The sequence below is a fragment of the Caulobacter sp. GW821-FHT09H08 genome (assembly GCF_059415885.1).
Genome location: NZ_JBWKOC010000001.1, coordinates 155,992 through 174,620 on the forward strand (window position 1 = coordinate 155,992; position 18,629 = coordinate 174,620).

General features: G+C 67.9%; 21 protein-coding genes and 1 riboswitch. Of the genes, 14 read left to right on the forward strand and 7 right to left on the reverse strand.

Translation table 11 applies throughout. The features are described 5' to 3' along the window. Positions 1–966, forward strand: a complete 966-nt coding sequence (locus tag AC07NN_RS00840; protein ID WP_494637260.1) for an NAD(P)H-dependent flavin oxidoreductase — start codon at positions 1–3, stop codon at positions 964–966. Here AC07NN_RS00840 and AC07NN_RS00845 read toward each other — a convergent pair. Together AC07NN_RS00845 and AC07NN_RS00850 are read right to left on the reverse strand one after the other, a co-directional pair. Continuing rightward, positions 963–1,721 carry a Crp/Fnr family transcriptional regulator gene (locus AC07NN_RS00845; RefSeq protein ID WP_494637261.1) on the reverse strand — a complete coding sequence of 253 codons (759 nt, stop codon included), beginning with the start codon at positions 1,719–1,721 and terminating at the stop codon, positions 963–965. The two genes, AC07NN_RS00840 and AC07NN_RS00845, sit on opposite strands and share 4 nt — an antisense overlap. Positions 1,722–1,824: 103 nt before the next feature. Then, positions 1,825–2,034: a hypothetical protein gene (locus tag AC07NN_RS00850; RefSeq protein WP_494637262.1), complete on the reverse strand. Its 210-nt coding sequence runs from the start codon at positions 2,032–2,034 to the stop codon at positions 1,825–1,827. A 178-nt stretch (positions 2,035–2,212) separates the two neighbouring features. On the opposite strand from AC07NN_RS00850, the gene AC07NN_RS00855 reads away from it, so the two are divergent. The 5 genes from AC07NN_RS00855 (at position 2,213) to AC07NN_RS00875 (ending at position 5,959) form a co-directional block, all read left to right on the forward strand. Beyond that, positions 2,213–2,650 (forward strand): TIGR02301 family protein, encoded by a 438-nt coding sequence (locus tag AC07NN_RS00855; RefSeq protein ID WP_494637263.1) that lies wholly within the window; start codon positions 2,213–2,215, stop codon positions 2,648–2,650. Between the two features lie 33 nt (positions 2,651–2,683). Then, positions 2,684–3,682: an SPFH domain-containing protein gene (locus tag AC07NN_RS00860; protein WP_494637264.1), complete on the forward strand. Its 999-nt coding sequence runs from the start codon at positions 2,684–2,686 to the stop codon at positions 3,680–3,682. 4 nt (positions 3,683–3,686) lie between these two features. Next, positions 3,687–4,148, forward strand: coding sequence for an NfeD family protein (locus AC07NN_RS00865; RefSeq protein WP_494637265.1), 462 nt, complete (start codon positions 3,687–3,689; stop codon positions 4,146–4,148). Between the two features lie 96 nt (positions 4,149–4,244). Further along, positions 4,245–5,201: an ABC transporter ATP-binding protein gene (locus tag AC07NN_RS00870; protein WP_494637266.1), complete on the forward strand. Its 957-nt coding sequence runs from the start codon at positions 4,245–4,247 to the stop codon at positions 5,199–5,201. Then, the gene (locus AC07NN_RS00875) at positions 5,198–5,959 is read left to right on the forward strand and encodes an ABC transporter permease (RefSeq protein WP_494637267.1); all 762 of its coding nucleotides are present in this window, start codon (positions 5,198–5,200) and stop codon (positions 5,957–5,959) included. The genes AC07NN_RS00870 and AC07NN_RS00875 overlap by 4 nt, the downstream gene beginning before the upstream one ends. On the opposite strand, the gene AC07NN_RS00880 is transcribed toward AC07NN_RS00875, so the two are convergent. Both AC07NN_RS00880 and ftrA read right to left on the reverse strand, forming a co-directional pair. Beyond that, positions 5,956–6,441, reverse strand: a complete 486-nt coding sequence (locus tag AC07NN_RS00880; protein WP_494637268.1) for a recombinase family protein — start codon at positions 6,439–6,441, stop codon at positions 5,956–5,958. The genes AC07NN_RS00875 and AC07NN_RS00880 overlap by 4 nt on opposite strands. Positions 6,442–6,523: 82 nt before the next feature. Further along, the gene (ftrA, locus tag AC07NN_RS00885; protein ID WP_494637269.1) at positions 6,524–7,495 is read right to left on the reverse strand and encodes a transcriptional regulator FtrA; all 972 of its coding nucleotides are present in this window, start codon (positions 7,493–7,495) and stop codon (positions 6,524–6,526) included. Between the two features lie 86 nt (positions 7,496–7,581). Here ftrA and AC07NN_RS00890 point away from each other — a divergent pair, with 86 nt between their 5' ends. Beyond that, on the forward strand, positions 7,582–8,016 hold the full coding sequence (locus tag AC07NN_RS00890) for a rhodanese-like domain-containing protein (RefSeq protein WP_494637270.1): 435 nt from the start codon (positions 7,582–7,584) through the stop codon (positions 8,014–8,016). A gap of 164 nt (positions 8,017–8,180) precedes the next feature. On the opposite strand, the gene rnhA is transcribed toward AC07NN_RS00890, so the two are convergent. The 3 genes from rnhA to ispH all read right to left on the reverse strand — a co-directional run bounded on the left by rnhA (position 8,181) and on the right by ispH (position 10,698). Then, positions 8,181–8,630, reverse strand: a complete 450-nt coding sequence (rnhA, locus tag AC07NN_RS00895) for a ribonuclease HI (RefSeq protein ID WP_494637271.1) — start codon at positions 8,628–8,630, stop codon at positions 8,181–8,183. After that, positions 8,630–9,580 carry a homoserine kinase gene (gene thrB / locus AC07NN_RS00900; RefSeq protein ID WP_494637272.1) on the reverse strand — a complete coding sequence of 317 codons (951 nt, stop codon included), beginning with the start codon at positions 9,578–9,580 and terminating at the stop codon, positions 8,630–8,632. The genes rnhA and thrB overlap by 1 nt, the downstream gene beginning before the upstream one ends. Positions 9,581–9,738: 158 nt before the next feature. Next, on the reverse strand, positions 9,739–10,698 hold the full coding sequence (gene ispH / locus AC07NN_RS00905; protein ID WP_494637273.1) for a 4-hydroxy-3-methylbut-2-enyl diphosphate reductase: 960 nt from the start codon (positions 10,696–10,698) through the stop codon (positions 9,739–9,741). Between the two features lie 142 nt (positions 10,699–10,840). Here ispH and AC07NN_RS00910 point away from each other — a divergent pair, with 142 nt between their 5' ends. From AC07NN_RS00910 to AC07NN_RS00940, 7 genes are all read left to right on the forward strand, one after another. Next, positions 10,841–11,539 (forward strand): Tat pathway signal sequence domain protein, encoded by a 699-nt coding sequence (locus tag AC07NN_RS00910; protein WP_494637274.1) that lies wholly within the window; start codon positions 10,841–10,843, stop codon positions 11,537–11,539. Continuing rightward, on the forward strand, positions 11,536–13,338 hold the full coding sequence (locus AC07NN_RS00915) for an arginine--tRNA ligase (RefSeq protein WP_494637275.1): 1,803 nt from the start codon (positions 11,536–11,538) through the stop codon (positions 13,336–13,338). Before AC07NN_RS00910 ends, AC07NN_RS00915 begins: the two co-directional genes overlap by 4 nt. A gap of 12 nt (positions 13,339–13,350) precedes the next feature. Then, positions 13,351–13,719 (forward strand): DUF1902 domain-containing protein, encoded by a 369-nt coding sequence (locus AC07NN_RS00920; protein WP_494637276.1) that lies wholly within the window; start codon positions 13,351–13,353, stop codon positions 13,717–13,719. Continuing rightward, entirely contained in the window at positions 13,716–16,226 is a 2,511-nt protein-coding gene (locus AC07NN_RS00925; RefSeq protein ID WP_494637277.1) for a zinc-dependent metalloprotease, read from the forward strand. The genes AC07NN_RS00920 and AC07NN_RS00925 overlap by 4 nt, the downstream gene beginning before the upstream one ends. A 185-nt stretch (positions 16,227–16,411) precedes the next feature. Continuing rightward, positions 16,412–16,502: riboswitch (glycine riboswitch) on the forward strand. A 150-nt stretch (positions 16,503–16,652) separates the two neighbouring features. Next, positions 16,653–17,780, forward strand: coding sequence for a glycine cleavage system aminomethyltransferase GcvT (gene gcvT / locus AC07NN_RS00930; RefSeq protein WP_494637278.1), 1,128 nt, complete (start codon positions 16,653–16,655; stop codon positions 17,778–17,780). Beyond that, complete coding sequence (gcvH, locus tag AC07NN_RS00935; protein WP_494638151.1) at positions 17,758–18,162, forward strand: glycine cleavage system protein GcvH; 405 nt, start codon at positions 17,758–17,760, stop codon at positions 18,160–18,162. The genes gcvT and gcvH overlap by 23 nt, the downstream gene beginning before the upstream one ends. 6 nt (positions 18,163–18,168) lie before the next feature. Continuing rightward, positions 18,169–18,621, forward strand: coding sequence for a hypothetical protein (locus AC07NN_RS00940; RefSeq protein WP_494637279.1), 453 nt, complete (start codon positions 18,169–18,171; stop codon positions 18,619–18,621). Positions 18,622–18,629: the final 8 nt, after the last annotated feature.

An 18,629-nucleotide genomic window follows, 5' to 3' on the forward strand; every position in this document is an offset into this window, starting at 1 on the left:
ATGGGGCTGCGCACGCCGCTCTGCGATCTTCTGGACATCGAGCACCCGATCCTGCTGGCCGGCATGGGTGGGGTGTCGTACGCGCCGTTGGCGGCGGCCGTGTCGAACGCCGGCGGCTATGGCGTGCTGGGCATGGCCGGGACCTCGCCAGACTTCATCCGCGCCCAGATGCGCGAGGTCCGCGATCTCACCGACAAGCCGTTCGGCGTCGACCTTTTGGCCGCCACGCCCGATGCGCTCACCGCCAGCGTCGAGGTGATCATCGAGGAGGGGGCCTCTTCCTTCATCGCCGGCCTCGGCGTGCCCCTGCCGATCATCGCGCGCCTGAAGGCGGCCGGCTTGAAGGTGATGGTCGTCTGCGGGGCGGTGAAGCACGCGGTGAAGGCCGAGCAGGCCGGCTGCGACGCGGTCATCTGCCAGGGCGGCGAGGGCGGGGGGCACACAGGCCTTGTGGGCACCCTGCCGCTGGTCGCCCAAGCCGTCGAGGCCGTGAAGATCCCCGTGGTCGCCGCCGGGGGCCTGCACGACGGGCGAGGCCTGGCGGCGGCGCTGGCCCTGGGCGCTCAAGGCGTCTGGATGGGCACCCGCTTCATTGCTTCGCACGAAGCGCATGCCGGCGACCTCTATCGCCAGGCGGTGGTCGAGGCGGCCGATGAGGATACGATCCGCACCCGCTGCTATTCGGGCAAGCCGATGCGGGTGCGCAAGAACCCCTATGTCGGCGACTGGGAGGCACGGCCGGCCGACATCCAGCCCTTCCCGCAGCAGGCCGTGGTCTCGATCCGGGCCGGGGCCATGGGCGGCATCGGCGGCCAGATCGAGGGACTGGACCCGGACAAGTCCTGCTTCGCCATGGGCCAGAGCGCCGGCGGTGTCCGCGAGGTGCTGCCGGCCGGCGAGATCGTGGCGCGGCTGATGAGCGAAGCCGAGGCGGCGCTGACCAGGGCCAGCGCCTTCCGAGTCTAGAGCTCCACCTTCGGCAGGATGCGCTTGAAATGGGCCTCGACCGCGCTGTGGCATTCGCAGGCGCGCCTTTCCAGCCCCGGCCTGTCGAGCACCTCCACCCGGCCGCGGCCGATGTGGATGATGGCGGCGTCCTGCAGGGTGCGGGCGACGGCGCTGACCGTCGTGCGCTGGACGCCCAGCATCTGGGCCAGGGTCTCCTGGGTCAGGCGGATCGGCTCGGCGCCAGAGCGGTCATGAGCGAACAGCAGCCAGCGGCAGACGCGCTGCTCGATGGGGTGCAGGGCGTTGCAGGCCACCAGCTGCATCATCTGGGCGATGAACACGTCGGCGGCGCGATCGAAGAGGTCGGCCACGATGGCGTGACGCGTCTTCACCTCTTCGAGACGATGGGTGGAGATGCAGAAGGCGTGGCCGGGCACGCGCACCACGGCGCGGCCATAGGCGGGCTTGAACCCCGCGCTGACGACCCCGCCGATGGCGCCTTCGAAGCCGATGCTGGCGGCCTCGATCTCCTGGCCGTCGGCGGTGACGACCAGCAGCGACACCTGGGTCGGGCCGCAGGGCAGGTAGGTGGCTTCGACATCGTCGCCGGCGTCGAACAGGACGGCGTCCGCGCCCAGGTCGACAAGCGTCAGGTGCGGGGCCAGCTCAGCCAGCGCGTCGGCGCGAAGCGCGGCGAGCAGCCGATTGGCCGAAAAGGTCGTAGCGGCCTCGCCGTCGGCGGAGGACCTGGCGAAGCGGGCGATGGCGGTCATGCGAACCTCCCGTGGTAGCGCCCCGTAGAAGCGCGCAGCTCACGGCTTAGTTTCGCGATGACGACGAGAGTCTTCCGAACACGCCCCAACCTGGGGGCGCGTCTCAGCTAAGAGGCCGGGGGCCTGAGAGGATCCAGTCCTCTTCCTGCTCGTGCAGCATGACCGGCAAGCCGAGACCGGCCGGATGTTCCGCCAGGCGGCGGGCGGCGGCGCTGGCTTCGCCGCGCGTTTCGTAGGCGCCAAATCGCAGATTATCGCCGATGATCGACCAGCGGTCACCGACACGCACGACGCCGTAATGCACCTCAGTCATGGGTAGACCTCCTTGCAGTATCCACAGGGAACGCCTCATCTGTGGCGATCGCAAGGCCTTTTAAGCTCAAGCTTTTTTGACACCGGGGGACATTTTGTCCCCAGGCGGTCGCGGGGCGGATTCGCCCTGTTGGGGCGGCCTCGTGACAGCGCGCCCGGCATTGGCGATAACGGGCGTCATGTCGCGTCCGTTCCTGATCGGCGTCCTCCTGAGCGCCCTCATCGTTACGCCGGTTCTCGCTCCAATGGCCCTCGCTCAAGACCGCGAGGCGGGCGAGCGCCAGCGCCTGCTGGACCTGGCCTATACGCTGGGCGAGAGCCACGCCCTGCGCCAGGCCTGCGAGGGCGAAGGCGACCAGTACTGGCGCGCGCGCATGGTGCGGCTGACCGAGGTCGAGCAGGCCGACCAGGCCTTCGACGTCCAGCTGCGCGAACGGTTCAACACCGGTTTCGCCTCGCGCCGCAGCGAATACCCGACCTGCGACGCCGACAGCCGCAAGGCCGAGCAGCAGGCCGCCCGCAAGGGGCAGGCCCTGGCCCGCAAGCTTTCGCAGTCGATGCTGCAGGTTCGCCCGGTCACGCGGGATTCCATGGCGGACGACGAGGGTGCGCGCTAAGCTCCACCTCAAGTTAGGTTTGGGAGCACCATCGTGGGCGGCATCGTCGTACTGATCTTCCTGGGTTTCGCGTTCGTCCTGCTGTTCGGCGCGATCAAGATCGTGCCCCAGGGGCGGGAGTTCACGGTCGAGCGCTTCGGCCGCTATGTCCGCACGCTGAAGCCAGGCATCACCATCCTGACGCCGTTCTTCGAAACCATCGGCCGCAAGGTCAACATGATGGAGCAGGTCCTGGAGGTGCCTCAGCAGGAGGTCATCACCAAGGACAACGTGTCGGTGAAGGTCGACGCCATCGTCTTCATCCAGGTGATGGACGCCGCCGCCGCCGCCTATCGGGTCGACAACCTGATCTACGCCATCACCCAGCTGGCCCAGACCAACCTGCGCACCGTCGTCGGTTCGCTGGAACTGGACGAGGTGCTGAGCCAGCGCGACTCGATCAACACGCGCCTGCTGTCGACCATCGACCATGCGACCGGTCCGTGGGGCGTGAAGGTGGCGCGGATCGAGATCAAGGACCTGACCCCGCCGCAGGACATCACCAACGCCATGGCCCGCCAGATGAAGGCCGAGCGCGAGCGCCGCGCGGTGATCACCGAGGCCGAGGGCGAGAAGCAGTCGGCCATCACCCGGGCCGAGGGCTCCAAGCAGTCGGCGATCCTGCAGGCCGAGGGCCGCCGTGAGGCCGCCTTCCGCGACGCCGAGGCGCGCGAACGGGAAGCCGAGGCCGAGGCCAAGGCGACGGCCTTCGTCTCGGAAGCCATCGCAAAGGGCGACGTCAACGCCATCAACTACTTCATCGCCCAGAAGTACGTGGAAGCCTTCGGCGAGCTGGCCCGCAGCCCGCAGCAGAAGACGGTCATCGTCCCCGCCGACTTCGCCGGCCTGACCGGCACGGTCGCGGGCGTCAGCGAGCTGGTCAAGACCCTTGGCTCCGACACCCAGCGGGCCAGCTCGCCGCAGGCGCGCTCGGCCTCTTCCGCCGCGACGTCGAGCACCTCGACGCCGACCGGCGGCAAGCGCGGAGCCTAAGGCCATGGGTGCGATCGCGGGTTTCTACGCGCTGCATCCGTTCTGGCTGTGGCTGGCCGTGGCGGCGATCTTCCTGGCGGTCGAGGTCGCCACGGGGACCGGCTGGCTGCTGTGGCCCGCTGCCAGCGCCTTCGTGGTCGGGGTGTTCTCCCAGTTCGTGCACCTGGGGCCGGTGATCGAGGTCGGCCTCTTCGCGGCCCTGACCATCGCCACGACCCTGCTGGCCAAGCGCTACCTGCGGCCGGTGCTGGAGCCCAAGAGCCCAGACCTCAACGACCCGTTGCAACGGCTGGTCGGCCAGCGCGGCCAAGTGCTGTCGACCTTCGAGCAGGGCCGGGGGCGGGTCTTCATCGACGGCAAGGACTGGGCCGCCGAGACCGACGAGCCGATCCCCGAGATCAGCCAGGAAGTGGTGGTCACCGGCGTCGACGGCGGGGTGCTGAAGGTGCGCAAGATCCCGACTTGAGGACGGTCTGCTGACAGATCGCGACGCTTCCCCTGTTATGTCCGCCGTAAGACACCATTTGAGGCCGCAATAGCCTCAGGCTGGCAGGGACGCGCGATGCTGCATCGTCGCGCTAGGGGAGAAGGCGTGACTTCCATCATATCGGTATCAGGTCTGACCAAGACCTATGCGTCCGGCCATCAGGCCCTGAAGACGATCGACCTCGACATCCGCCAGGGCGAGATCTTCGCCCTGCTCGGTCCGAACGGGGCGGGCAAGACAACCCTGATCAGCATCATCTGCGGGATCGTGAACCCCAGCCAGGGTACGATCCTGGCCGACGGTCACGATGTGGTGCGCGATTACCGCGCCGCCCGCACCAAGATCGGCCTGGTGCCGCAGGAGCTGCACACCGACGCCTTCGAGACTGTCTGGGCTACGGTCAGTTTCTCGCGCGGCCTCTTCGGCAAACCGCGCAACGACGCCCTGGTCGAGAAGATCCTTCGCGACCTCTCCCTGTGGGACAAGAAGGACAGCAAGATCATGGCGCTGTCGGGCGGCATGAAGCGCCGGGTGATGATCGCCAAGGCGCTGAGCCACGAACCGACCATCCTGTTCCTGGACGAGCCCACCGCCGGCGTCGACGTCGAGCTGCGCCGCGACATGTGGGAGATGGTCCGCAAGCTGCGTGAGAGCGGCGTCACCATCATCCTGACCACCCACTATATCGAGGAGGCCGAGGAGATGGCCGACCGGATCGGGGTGATCAACAAGGGCGAGATCATCCTGGTCGAGGACAAGTCGGTCCTGATGCGAAAGCTGGGCAAGAAGCAGCTGACCGTGCACCTGAGGGAGCCGCTCGCCGCCCTTCCGGCCGCCCTGTCCGATCCGCACCTGAGCCTGACCAACGACGGCGCCGACCTCGTCTACACCTTCGACGCCCAGGCCGAGGACACCGGCATCGCCGACCTGCTGCGCCGCCTCGCCGAGCAAGGCGTCGACTTCAAGGACCTCAAGACCGACCAGAGCTCTCTGGAGGACATCTTCGTCAGCCTGGTGAGGGCCCCGCAATGAACCTGTTCGCGATCAAGGCCATCTACCGTTTCGAGCTGGCGCGCTGGTTCCGCACCTTGATGCAGAGCATCCTGGCGCCGGTCATCTCGACCTCGCTGTATTTCGTGGTGTTCGGTTCGGCGATCGGCTCGCGCATGCAGGCCATCGACGGCGTCAGCTACGGCGCCTTCATCATCCCGGGTCTGGTCATGCTGTCGCTGCTCGGCGAGAGCATCTCCAACGCCTCGTTCGGCATCTACATGCCCAAGTGGGCCGGCACGATCTACGAGCTGTTGTCGGCGCCGGTGTCGTGGGTCGAGACGGTGCTGGGCTATGTCGGCGCTGCGGCGACCAAGTCGGTGCTGCTGGGCCTGCTGATCCTGGCCACGGCCCGGATCTTCGTGCCCTTCGAGATCGCCCACCCGTTCGTAATGATGCTGTTCCTGGTCCTGACGGCGGTAACCTTCAGCCTGTTCGGCTTCGTGATCGGCGTCTGGGCGGACAACTTCCAGAAGCTGCAGATCGTGCCAGCGCTGATCATCACGCCGCTGACCTTCCTGGGCGGCAGCTTCTACTCGATCAAGATGCTGCCGCCGATCTGGCAGAAGATCACCCTGTTCAACCCGGTGGTCTATCTGATCAGCGGCTTCCGCTGGAGCTTCTACGGCCAGTCGGACGTGGGCGTCGGCGTCAGCCTGGGCATGACGGCGGTATTCCTGGCCGCCTGCCTGGCGGCCGTCTGGTGGATCTTCAAGACGGGCTATCGCCTGAAGGTCTAGTCCTCAACCTCGACGTCTTCCGGCGCGTCCTCGGCTTCGGCCGGGGGCGCGGCCTTCAACCCGTTCATGCCGCCGGCCTTGCCGCCCTTGGCGACCAGGGCGGCTTCGGCGGCGCGGACCATCGGGCGTTCGCCGTTGAACGCGGCCAGCAGTTGCACCGCCTCGAACAGGCCGGCGTCGGCGCGGGTGTCGATCTCGGGCTGCTGGACGACCAGGTGCAGGCCGCGCGTCCGCAGGTCCACAACCACGTCCAGCAGGTCGACCATCGTCCCGGCCAGGGCGTGGAAGCTCGGGATCGCCAGCGCGCCGCCATGCTCCAGCGCCGCCAACGCTCGCTGCAGGCCGGGGCGCACCACGCCGGTGGCCAGGCAGCGATCGCTGAAAACCTCCTCGCAACCCAGCAGCAGGAGACGCTCCTCTTGGGCGGGGCTGAAGAAGATCCCGCGCACGGGCGGCACCCGGTAGTAGCCGACGAGTTTCATGCGGGCTGACTCGCAGACCCGGCCGGCGCTGGCGAGCGGATTTCGCGGGCGTCCACAGAAGCCTGTCTCAAGCTCTCGTCCTTCAGGCCCTGGCGAACCGCGCCCGATAGGCGCCCGGCGTGGTCGAGAGCTGGCGGCGGAAGTGGTGGCGCAGGGCGGGAGCGCCCAGGCCCACGGCTTCCGCGACCTGCTCGATCCCGACCGACGAGGTCTCCAGCAGGTCCCGGGCCCGGTTCAGGCGTTCGGCCAGCAACCAGCGGGCCGGGGTGTCGCCGGTGGCGGCCTCGAAGCGGCGCAGGAAGGTCCGCTCGCTCATGCCCGCCGCGTCGGCCAGCGCCTTGATGGTGTGGGCGCGCGAGAGGTCGGCGCGCATGCGGTCGAGGATCGGACCCAGGCGCGAGGCTTCGTGGACGCTGGGGACGGGTTGCTGGATGAACTGGGCCTGGCCGCCGTCGCGATGCGGCGGCACGACCAGGCGGCGGGCGACGGTGTTGGCGGCCTCGGGGCCGAAGTCGCGACGGATCAGGTGCAGGCCAAGATCGATGCCGGCCGCGCTGCCGGCCGAGGTCAGCAGGTCGCCTTCGTCGACATAGAGCACGTCCGGTTGGACCTTGATGGCCGGATGCCGCTCGCGCAGGGCGTCGGCATAGCGCCAGTGGGTGGTGGCCTGGCGGCCGTCCAGCAGGCCGGTGGCGGCCAGGACGAAGACGCCGGAGCAGATCGACATCAGCCGCGCCCCATTCACATGGGCCGCGCGCAGGGCCTCGATCAGTGGCTGGGGCACGGGATGGTCCATGCCGCGCCAACCCGGGGCGACGATGACGCTGGCCTGGTCCAGCAGTTCCAGGCCGCCGTCGCCGACGATCCGCACCCCGCCCAGCCCGCGCAGGTCGCCGGGCTCCACGGCGGCGGTGGCGAAGCGGTACCAGTCCGGCCCCATCTCCGGCCGGGGCAGGGCGAACAGCTCGACCGCCACGCCGTATTCGAACGTGCAGAGGCCGTCATAGGCCAGGGCGACGACGAGGGGGCCAGTGGATGGCGAGGCGTTTGGCATAATCTTTACGGTCGATGTCGATCTTGCCAGCTAACGCGGAAGCGGAGCCTCGGGCAAGTCTGCACTCGTCATCAACGGAGGCCGTCATGAGCTCTGTATCCGCCATTCCCGCCGCGTCGTTCCGCGACGCCGCCGCCCACTTTGCCGCGCGCCTGTCGCTGGAGACCGACTGTTCGGATGTCGGCGCCGCCATGCGCGCGGGCGAGATGGATTTCGTCCTGCTGCACGTCGTTGGCCAACCACAGGCCTATGCCCGACGGCACGTGCCGGGCGCCATTCACCTGCGCCATGCCGACATGACCGCTGAGCGCATGGCCGAGTGGCCGGCCGACACCCTGTTCGTGGTCTATTGCGCCGGCCCGCACTGCAACGGCGCCGACCGCGCGGCCCTGAACCTGGCCAAGCTGGGGCGTCCGGTGAAGCTGATGATCGGCGGGATCACGGGCTGGGAGGACGAGGGCCTGCCATTCGCGACGGGCGACCAGCCCGGCAGCCTGCTCGCGCTAGATGCGGCGGCTTAGGAACTCCCCAAACATCCCGCAAACCCGTCATCCCGCGCTTTATGCGCGGGACCCATGGTTCAGCTTCTTCGTGAGTGTTCCATTCTGCTCCGCACCCGCGGCGGACAAATGGGTCCCGCGCATAAAACGCGGGATGACGGGTAATACTGAGTTACGTGGAAGGCCTAGAACACCCGCGGATTGGCCTTGCGCAGGCCCTCATTGGCCAGGGCATCCGCCCGCTCATTGAGCGGATGGCCGGCGTGGCCCTTGACCCAGCGCCAGTCGACGTCGTGCCGATCCCGCGCAGCGTCGAGGCGTTTCCAGAGGTCGTCGTTCTTCACCGGGCTCTTGTCGGCCGTTTTCCAGCCGCGCGCCTTCCAGCCCCGGATCCACTCCTGGATGCCCTTCATGACGTACTGGCTGTCGGTGTGCAGCTCGACCTTGCAGGGGCGGTTCAAGAGCTCCAGGGCCGAGATCGCGCCCATCAACTCCATGCGGTTGTTGGTGGTCGCCGGCTCGCCGCCGCAGATCTCTTTCTTCTTGTCGCCGTAGAACAGGATGGCGCCCCAGCCGCCTGGGCCTGGATTACCCTTGCAGGCGCCGTCGGTATAGATCGTGACCTTGGGCGTCATCAGAACAGCACGAGGCCTTCGCGGTGGACGGCCAGCTTGCGCTCGTACTCCAGCGGATCCTTGGGCCGAACCAGCGCGCCGGCGGGCGTCGAGCCCCAGTCGGCCAGGCGGGTCAGGAAGAAACGCATGGCCGCCCCGCGCGCCAGGATCGGCAGGGCTTCCTTCTCGACCGGGCTCAGCGGGCGACGGCGCTCATAGCCGTTCAGCAGCGCCTTGGCGGCGGTGATGTTGAAGCTGCCGTCGGCCTCGAAGCACCAGGCGTTCAGGGTCACGGCCACGTCGTAGGCGTAGCTGTCGTCGCAGGCGAAATAGAAGTCGATCGCCGCGGCGAACTTGCCGTTCGACTGGAAGAAGACGTTGTCCGGGAAATAGTCGGCGTGGATCGTGCCGGTCGGCAGATTGCGCGGCCACATCAGGGCCAGCTGCGACAGGTCGGTGTCGATGGTGGCGGCCAGGCCCGGCTTCAGGCCCTCGGCGGCCTTGCGGTGCTTGGCGAACAACGGCGACCACGAAGCTTGGCCGAGGTCGTTGGCCCGGCGGCCGGCATAGCCTTCGCCCGCCAGATGCAGCCAGGCCAGACCTTCGCCGGCTTCGCGGCAGTGGGCGGGCGTCGGCTTGCGCACCGACAGGCCGGGCAGGAACTCGACGATCGCCGCCGGCTTGCCGCGCAGGCTGGACAGCGTGGCGCCGCTGCGGGTCGGGATCGGCCGCGCGCTGGGATAGCCCTTGTCGGCCAGCCAGGTCAGCATGTTGAGGAAATAGGGCAGGTCCTCGGCCTTCACCCGACGCTCGTACACCGTGAGGATGTAGCGACCCCTCTCGGTCTCCAGCAGGAAGTTGGAGTTCTCCACGCCCTCGGCGATGCCCTTGAACGCCAGGGGCAGACCCAGGTCGTAGCCTTCCAGGAAGGCTTCGAGTTCCGCGTCGGTGATGTCGGTATAGACGGCCATGACGCCGGGATGCTCGACGCGAGGGCGGCGGTCAAGGGTGGTTGCCGCCCTCGCCCTTCGACAAGCTCAGGGTGAGGGCTACTTTTGGCGCCGCTTCAATAGAAACCTCACCCTGAGCTTGTCGAAGGGCGGGGTTTCGGTCCCGCAACTGCAGGCCGTCAGGCGGTCAGCAGGCGCGGCAGCTTGAAGGTGATCGTTTCCCGCGCCTCGACCAGCTCTTCCACCGTGGTGTCGAAGCGGGCCGAGATGGCGTCGATCACGCCTTGCACCAGGTCTTCCGGCGCCGAGGCCCCAGCGGTCAGGCCGACGCGGGAGACGCCTTCGAACCAGCTCCAGTCGATCCCGCTGGCGTCGTCGATCAGGTGAGCCGCCGTTGCGCCGGCCTTCAGGCCGACCTCCTTCAGGCGCACCGAATTGGACGAGTTGCGCGAGCCGACCACCAGCACCAGCTCGGCCTGTTCGGCCAGGTGCTTGACCGCGTCCTGGCGGTTGGTGGTGGCGTAGCAGATGTCTTCCTTGTGCGGCGCGGCGATCCCGGGGAAGCGCTCGCGCAGCAGGGCGACCATGTCGGCCGTATCGTCGACCGACAGCGTCGTCTGGGTCAGGAAGGCCACGTTCGAGGCGTCCTTGGGCTGCCAGGCGGCGGCGTCCTTCAGGTCCTCGATCAGGGTGACCGAGCCCTCGGGCAGTTGGCCCATGGTGCCGATCACCTCAGGGTGGCCGGCATGGCCGATCAGTACGATCTCGCGGCCGGCGTCGAAATGCTTCTGGGCCTCGACATGGACCTTGGAGACCAGCGGGCAGGTGGCGTCGAGATAGATCATCTGCCGCGCCTTGGCCTCGGCCGGCACCGACTTGGGCACGCCGTGGGCCGAGAACACCACCGGGCGGTCGTCGGGGGCTTCTTCGAGTTCCTCGATGAACACCGCGCCCAGCGCCTTCAGGCGATCGACCACGTGGCGGTTGTGGACGATCTCGTGGCGCACATAGACCGGCGCGCCGAACTTCTCGACGGCGCGCTCGACGATCTGGATGGCGCGATCCACGCCGGCGCAGAAGCCGCGCGGGCTGGCCAGCACCAGGGAGATCGGGCGTCGGATCGGGGTCTCGGCGTTCATGGCGCGGAACCTAGTGCCTCGAAGCCCGTGACGCCAGGAGTCTGCGGCGTTGCGACGTCACGCATATGCCTTTATCAGGCTGCATGACGCTGGCGGGGCGCTGTGGCCCCGCTTGGCTCTTCTTTTCTCGGATCGACGTTTCATGCGCCGCACCTTCTCGCTCGCCCTCAGCGCTTTGATGGCCGTTTCGATCGCCGCGACGGCGACGACCGCCCATGCCCAGCGTGGCGACCGCGGCGACCAGGGCGGTAGCGAGGACGACGCCGCCAAGAAGCGCAAGCGCGACGAGGAGTGGAACCAGCCCAAGGCTCCGCTGCAACAGCTGCGCAACGCCGGCCCGTGCCCCTATGTGAAGGTGCTGTACGACGCCAGCCGCTATGTCGACTTCAAGGACGGCAAGGAATCGGCCGCCCAGGCTGGCTTCACAGGCGAGATCCAGAGCATCGCCTCGGGCTGCGCCTACAAGAGCGACGAGCCGATCAAGATCCGCATCGAGGCCCTGTTCCAGCTGGGCCGTGGTCCGAAGGCCGAGGGCGACAAGCACGTCTATCGCTACTGGGTCGCCGTCACCGAGCGGAACCAGTCGGTGATCGCCAAGGAATATTTCGACCTGCCGGTGAGCTTCTCGCCGGGCCAGGATCGCGTCTACACCACCCAGACCATCGAGCAGATCACCATTCCGCGCGCCGACGCCAAGGTCAGCGGCGTCAATTTCGAGGTGCTGCTGGGCTTCGACGTCACGCCGGAAATGGCCGCCTTCAACCGTGAGGGCAAGCGCTTCCGCGTCAACGCCGGTCAAACCGCCCAGGCTGCCCCAGCAGGGACGACCACCAAGCAATGAACGATTTGAAGCGGTCCCTGAGCGAGGCGGCCGCGGCCGCTTTCCAGGCCGCCGGACTGCCTCCCGAGTTCGGACGCGTCACCGCGTCCGACCGTCCCGACCTGGCCGATTTCCAGTGCAACGGCGCCCTCGCGGCCGCCAAGAGCGCCAAGCGCAATCCGCGCGAAATCGCCGTGCAGGTCGTCGAGATCCTGAAGGGCGACCCGCGCCTGGCCTCGGTCGAGATCGCCGGGGTCGGCTTCATCAACATGCGCGTCAGCGACGAGGCCCTGTCGGCCCGCGTTCGCGAGATCGCTTCTGATGACCGCGCCGGCGCCCAACTGCTGGAAGAGCCGCGCCGCGTCCTGATCGACTATGCCGGTCCCAACGTCGCCAAGCCGATGCACGTGGGCCACCTGCGCGCCTCGATCATCGGCGAGTCGATCAAGCGCCTGTACCGCTTCCGGGGCGACGACGTGGTGGGCGACGCCCACTTCGGCGACTGGGGCTTCCAGATGGGGCTGCTCATTTCGGCGATCATCGACGAGGACGCCTTCATCCGCGCCCTGATGGAGAAACTGCCGGACGCCCCGCGCGATTTCTCGTCGGCCGACGAAGCCAAGGTCATGGCCGAGTTCGAAAGCCGGATCACCCTGGCCGATCTCGACCGCATCTATCCGGCCGCCTCTGTCCGCCAGAAGGAAGATCCGGAGTTCAAGGAGCGCGCCCGCAAGGCGACCGCCGAGCTTCAGAACGGCCGCTTCGGCTACCGCCTGCTATGGCGTCACTTCGTCAATGTCAGCCGCGTGGCCCTGGAGCGCGAGTTCCACGCCCTGGGCGTCGACTTCGACCTCTGGAAGGGCGAGAGCGACGTCAACGACCTGATCGACCCGATGGTCCGCCAGCTGGAAGACAAGGGCCTGCTGGTCGCCGACCAGGGCGCCCGCATCGTCCGCGTGGCCCGCGAGGGCGACAAGCAGGACGTGCCGCCGCTGCTGGTGGTGTCGTCCGAAGGCTCGGCCATGTACGGCACGACCGACCTGGCCACGATCCTGGATCGTCGCAAGTCGTTCGACCCGCACCTGATCCTCTACTGCGTCGATCAGCGCCAGGCCCTGCACTTCGAGACCGTGTTCCGCGCCGCCTACCTGGCCGGCTATGCGGAAGAAGGCTCGCTGGAGCACATCGGCTTCGGCACGATGAACGGCACGGACGGCAAGCCTTTCAAGACCCGCGCGGGCGGCGTCCTGAAACTGCACGACCTGATCGAGATGGCCCGCGAGAAGGCCCGCGAGCGCCTGCGCGAAGCCGGCCTCGGCGCCGAGCTCTCCGAGGAGCAGTTCGAGGAAACCGCGCACAAGGTCGGCGTCGCCGCCCTGAAGTTCGCCGACCTGCAGAACTTCCGCGGCACCTCGTACGTCTTCGACCTCGACCGCTTCACCAGCTTCGAGGGCAAGACCGGCCCGTACCTGCTGTACCAGTCGGTGCGCATCAAGAGCGTGCTGCGCAAGGCTTCCGAAGCCGGCGCGACCTCCGGCCGGATCGTGATCCATGAGCAGGCCGAGCGCGACCTGGCCATGCTGCTGGACGCCTTCGAGGGCGCCCTGCAGGAGGCCTATGATAAAAAGGCTCCCAACTTCGTGGCCGAGCACGCCTACAAGCTGGCCCAGACCTTCTCGAAGTTCTACGCGGCCTGCCCGATCATGGGAGCGGACACCGAAGAGCTACGGGCTTCGCGCCTGTCGCTGGCCGAGACCACCCTGCGCCAGCTGGAACTGACCCTGGACCTGCTCGGCATCGAAGCGCCGGAGCGGATGTAAGGACAGGTCTCGATGCACAGCCCGCCCTATGTCTCCGCCGAATGGGACGCCGAAGCCGGCGTCTGGATTTCGGAGAGCAACATAGTGGGGCTGGTTGTCGAGGCCTCGAGCCTGCCTGAGTTCTTCGAGGTCGCGAGTGCGCTTGCGCCCGAACTGCTGGCTGAGAACACCCACTCAACACCGATCTTCCCGGCGAATGCCGGGACCCAGATTCAGCCTGAGCTTCTCTCGGTTTCATCTGGGCCCCGGCATTCGCCGGGGAAGTGGGTGTGGGAGAGCTTGATCGATAGGCAAGTCGATCCGTGTCTCTGCCGGCCAGTTGCAATCCCTCCCAACCCGCCCGACAGTCCCGCCGCCTTAGTGCGTCGGGAGGGGTCATGAAGAAGTCCGTGGTCGCCATGTTGATGGCGAGCGTCTGTGTCGGCGCGATCGCCGCGCCCGCCTATGCCGAGAAGGCCAAGCCGGCCGCGTCCGCCAAGAGCACGGACAAGTTCGCCGACGCGACCGCCGGGCTCGAGCGCAAGGACGGCCTCGTCCCGGTGTTCGTGGACAAGAAGAACGGCCGGGTTTTGATGCTGCTGCCCAAGCCGGGCGCGGACGGGATCGCCGGGCGCTATATCTACCAGACCTATCTCCGGGCCGGCCTGGGCTCGAACCCGACGGGGCTGGACCGCTCGGCCCCCGGCGACACCCAGATCATCGCCTTCCGCCGCGTGGGCGGGAAGGTGATCGCCCAGTTCGAGAACTGGGGCTTCAACGCCGCGCGCGGTTCGGTCGACGAGAAGAAGGCCGTGGCCGACTCGTTCCCAGGCTCCAGCGTCTGGTCGAACGTGATCGAGGCCGAGAGCGCCGACGGCCTGCTGGTCGACGTCACCACCTTCCTGACCCGCGACGCGCAAGGCATCGCCAAGACCCTCAAGCGCACCCGTCAGGGCGACTTCCGCCTGAACGACGGCCTCTCCTATGCCGACACCGGCGAGGTGAACGTCTTCCCGACGAACGTCGAGCTGGAGGCGGTGCAGACCTTCGTCGGCGACGAGCCCGGATCCGAGGTGCGCGGCATCGTCCCCGATCCGCGCAACGTCACCCTGGCCCTGCACCACTCGTTCGTGGCCCTGCCCGAGCCCGGCTACCAGCCGCGCCAGAACGATCCGCGCGTCGGCGTCATCGACCACACGGTGGCCGACTATTCCGCGCCGCTGAACGAGCCGCTGGTCTATCGCCTGGTCCACCGCTTCCGCCTGGAGAAGACCGACCCGTCCGCGGCCCGCTCGCCGGTCAAGAAACCGATCGTCTTCTATGTCGACCGCGCCGCGCCCGAGCCGGTGCGTTCGGCCCTGATCGAGGGCGGCCGGTGGTGGAACCAGGCCTTCGAGGCCGCCGGCTTCATCGACGCCTTCAAGGTCGAGCTGCTGCCCGAGGGCGTCAGCCCGCTCGACGCCCGCTACAGCGTCGTCAACTGGGTGCACCGCCAGACGCGCGGCTGGTCGTACGGCCATGCGGTGGTCGACCCGCGCACCGGCGAGATCATCAAGGGCGACGTCCTGCTGGGCTCGCAACGGGTTCGCCAGGACCGGCTGATCTTCGAAGGCCTGCTCGGCGCCGACAAGACCGGCAAGGGCGGACCGAACGACCCGATCGAGATCTCCCTGGCCCGCCTGCGCCAGCTGTCGCCGCACGAGATCGGTCACTCGATCGGCTTGCAGCACAATTTCGCGGCCAGCACCTATGGCGACCGCGCTTCGGTGATGGACTATCCAACCGCTCGGATCGCCATCAAGGGCGGCCAGCTCGACTTCTCGGACGCCTATGGGCGCGGCGTCGGGGCCTGGGACAAGTTCGCCATCGACTGGCTGTACGGCGTCGCCCCTGCGGGTGTCGACGAGAAGGCCTGGCTGAAGGCCAAGGCCGACAAGAGCCAGGCGGACGGCCTGCGCTACGTCGCCGACGAGGACGCCCGCGCGGCCGATACGCCGCATCCGGTAGGCGCAGTGTGGGACAACGGTTCCGATCCCGTGGTGGAGCTCGACCACCTGATGGCCGTGCGCAAGATCGCTCTGGACCGCTTCGGCCTGGTGAACCTGCCCAAGGGCGCGTCGGTGGCGGACCTGCGCCGCGTGGTCGTGCCGATCTACATCTTCCACCGCTACCAGGTGGACGCGACGGCCAAGCTGGTCGGTGGGATCGACTTCACCTACGGCGCCGAGGGCGACGGTCACGAGGCCAGCAAGATCGTGCCGGCGGCACGTCAGACCGCCGCCATCGACGCCTTGCTGCGGACGCTGTCGCCCGCCGCGCTGGATCTTTCGGACAAGACGCTCGACGTCCTGACCTCGGGCCAGTCGCAGGGCGGCGACCACGCCTATGAGATCGAGACCTTCCAGCAGGGTCCGGTGTTCGATCTGCCGGCCACGGCCGAGGTTGCGGCCGACCTCGTCTGGGGCGACCTGTTCGCGCCGGCCCGCCTGAACCGCCTGATCGAGGCCAAGCGCCGCGACGCCGCCCAGCCTGGCGTCGAGGGGCTGCTCGACAAGGCTTTGGCCTTCGCCGCCTTCGACGGCAAGGCGGCCGGTCGCCAGGCCGAGCTGGCCCGCCGCGTGCGCCAGCGGATGGTCGTGAACCTGGCCCAGGCTCTGGACGACAAGAGCCTGTCGGCCACCGCCGCCGCCGTGATCCGCGCGCGTCTTGCCGACTGGGGTAAGGGGCTCAAGACGGTGACGGCAGGTGACAGCGCCGATCGCGCTCAAGCCCGCGCCCTGGCCGGTATCGTCGCCGACGAGAGCGGTGGCCGTCTCTCGGCCCTGGTCGCGGACGGCAGGGCCAAGGTCGCCGTCCCGCCCGGGCCGCCGATCGGCGAGGACGACTGGTTCGGCGATCTATCCCTTTAATCCGATCTCCCCGGCGAATGTCGGGGCCTAGATCGAACCCAGGTGCGTTGGTCATTGTGCTCTGAGTAGGGCGCAAGCACGGCTGACGCTCCGGATGAATTTGGGCCTCGGCATTCGCCGGGGAAATCGGAGTGGAAGAGGCCGGTCCAGCTTGACTCTAGAGTGACCCTCCCGCATTGACCCCCTCGACCCTCGCGGGAGACATCGGGATTCGATCCCGAGGCCGAAGGCGCAACCGCCCCGGAAACGCTCAGGCAAAAGGACCGCGCGGGTTTAGGAACGCTGGAAAGTAGTCTCCCGAAAGGGCGGCTCGCCGAAGGAGCAAGGCTGACCCCAAACAGCAGAGGGGGAAGGCCGGAATCTCTCAGGTCCAAGGGACAGCGGGGGCGACTTGCCGGCGGACGCCGGTCCCGTCGCCGACCCCGCTTGGAGCCCGCACCAGTGTCCGATCAAGACCTCAAGAAGACCCCGCTGTACGACGCCCACGTGGCGCTCGGCGCCCGCATGGTGCCGTTCGCGGGCTATTCCATGCCGGTGCAATACAAGGACGGGGTGCTGAAAGAGCACCTCTGGACCCGCGAGCACGCCGGCCTGTTCGACGTCTCGCACATGGGCCAGGCCCGCCTGCGCGGTGAGAACCCGGCCAAGAGCTTCGAGAAGGTCGTCTCGGCCGACTATCAGGGCCTGAAGCCCGGCAAGCAGCGCTATGGCGTGCTGCTGAACGCCGAGGGCGGGGTCATCGACGACCTGATGACCGCGCGTCCTGACGACGACGGCCTGTTCGTGGTGGTCAACGGCGCCTGCAAGGACAACGACTACAAGATCATCGCGCAGGCCCTGGCCGGCGAGGCCACGGTGACCCGCCTTGAGGATCGCGCGCTGCTGGCGCTGCAAGGTCCCGAGGCCGCCGCCGTGCTGGCCGCCCATGTTCCACAAGCCGCCCAGATGGTGTTCATGGACACCGTGGCGCTGACCGCCTTCGGCGTCGACGCGATCATCTCGCGCTCGGGCTATACCGGCGAGGACGGCTACGAGATCTCGGTTCCGGCCGACGCCGCCGAGCGCATCTGGAACACCTTGCTGGCCGACGAGCGCGTGCGCCCCATTGGCCTGGGAGCCCGCGACAGCCTGCGCCTGGAAGCCGGCCTGCCGCTCTATGGTCATGACCTGGACAAGACCGTCTCGCCGATCGAGGGCGGCCTGAACTTCGCCGTCGGCAAGTCGCGCCGCGAGGCCGGCGACTATCTGGGCGCGGCCCGGATCGGCAAGGAGCTGGCCGGCGAGCTGTCGCGCGTCCGCGTGAACCTCAAGGTGCTGGAAGGCGCCCCCGCCCGCGAAGGCGCCGAGATCGCCGATGAAGCCGGCAATGTCATCGGCAAGGTGACCAGCGGCGGCTTCGCGCCTAGCCTGGGCTTCCCCATCGCCATCGGTTTCGCCCCTCCGGCCTATGCGGCCGTGGGCACGAAGCTCAAGGTCATCGTTCGTGGCAAGCAGGCGGCCGCCGAGGTCGTGGCTACCCCGTTCGTCGCCAATCGTTACGTCCGCAAACTCTAATCAAGGGCCGACAGAGATGCGTTTCACCAAAGATCATGAATGGGTCATCGTCCAAGGCGACGTGGCCACCGTCGGCATCACCGCCTACGCCGCCGAGCAGCTGGGCGACGTGGTGTTCGTCGAAGTGCCGGAAGCCGGCAAGACCGTGAAGCAGGGCGAGAACCTCGCCGTCGTCGAGAGCGTCAAGGCCGCCTCGGACGTCTACGCTCCGGTCTCGGGCGAAGTCGTCGAAGGCAATGCCGAGCTGGGCGATGCGCCGGAAACCGTCAACGCCCTGCCGGAAAGCGGCGGCTGGTTCGCCAAGATCAAGTTGTCGAACCCTGCCGAGGTCGACGCCCTGATGGACCGCGACGCGTACGAAGCGTTCCTGAGCACGCTGTAAAACCAGATGAGCTTCGACGTCTTCCTGCAGGCCTCCGACGCTACGCCATCCGAAGCGGCTTTCGATCAGGCGATCGAGGCGGCTTTGGCGTCCGTCGGCGCGCAGCGGGATGGTGTCGAGATCGTCGCTCGCGACGGCGGCTGCTTCGATTGGTTCGACGGCATGGCCGCGTTGCGTGGCCTGACGCCGGGCGTCGCCGAAGCGCTCTTCGCCCTGGCCGAGGCCACGGCGTCGTTTATCCTGCCGACCGATGGCGCTGCTCGTGCTTTGCGCACGCCGGGTAATGACGGTCGGCCGCCTGAAGACTTTCTACCCATCGAGCCGGTGATCGGTGCGGCTGCGCTACACGCGGCCCTCGCCCCGGCGTTCGAGACCTGGTCGGACTCCCGTAGCCCGACGCTTTCGGACCCATCCCCCCGCAAGAAGAGCTGGCTCTCCCGGCTGTTCTCCAGACCCTAACGGCGGAT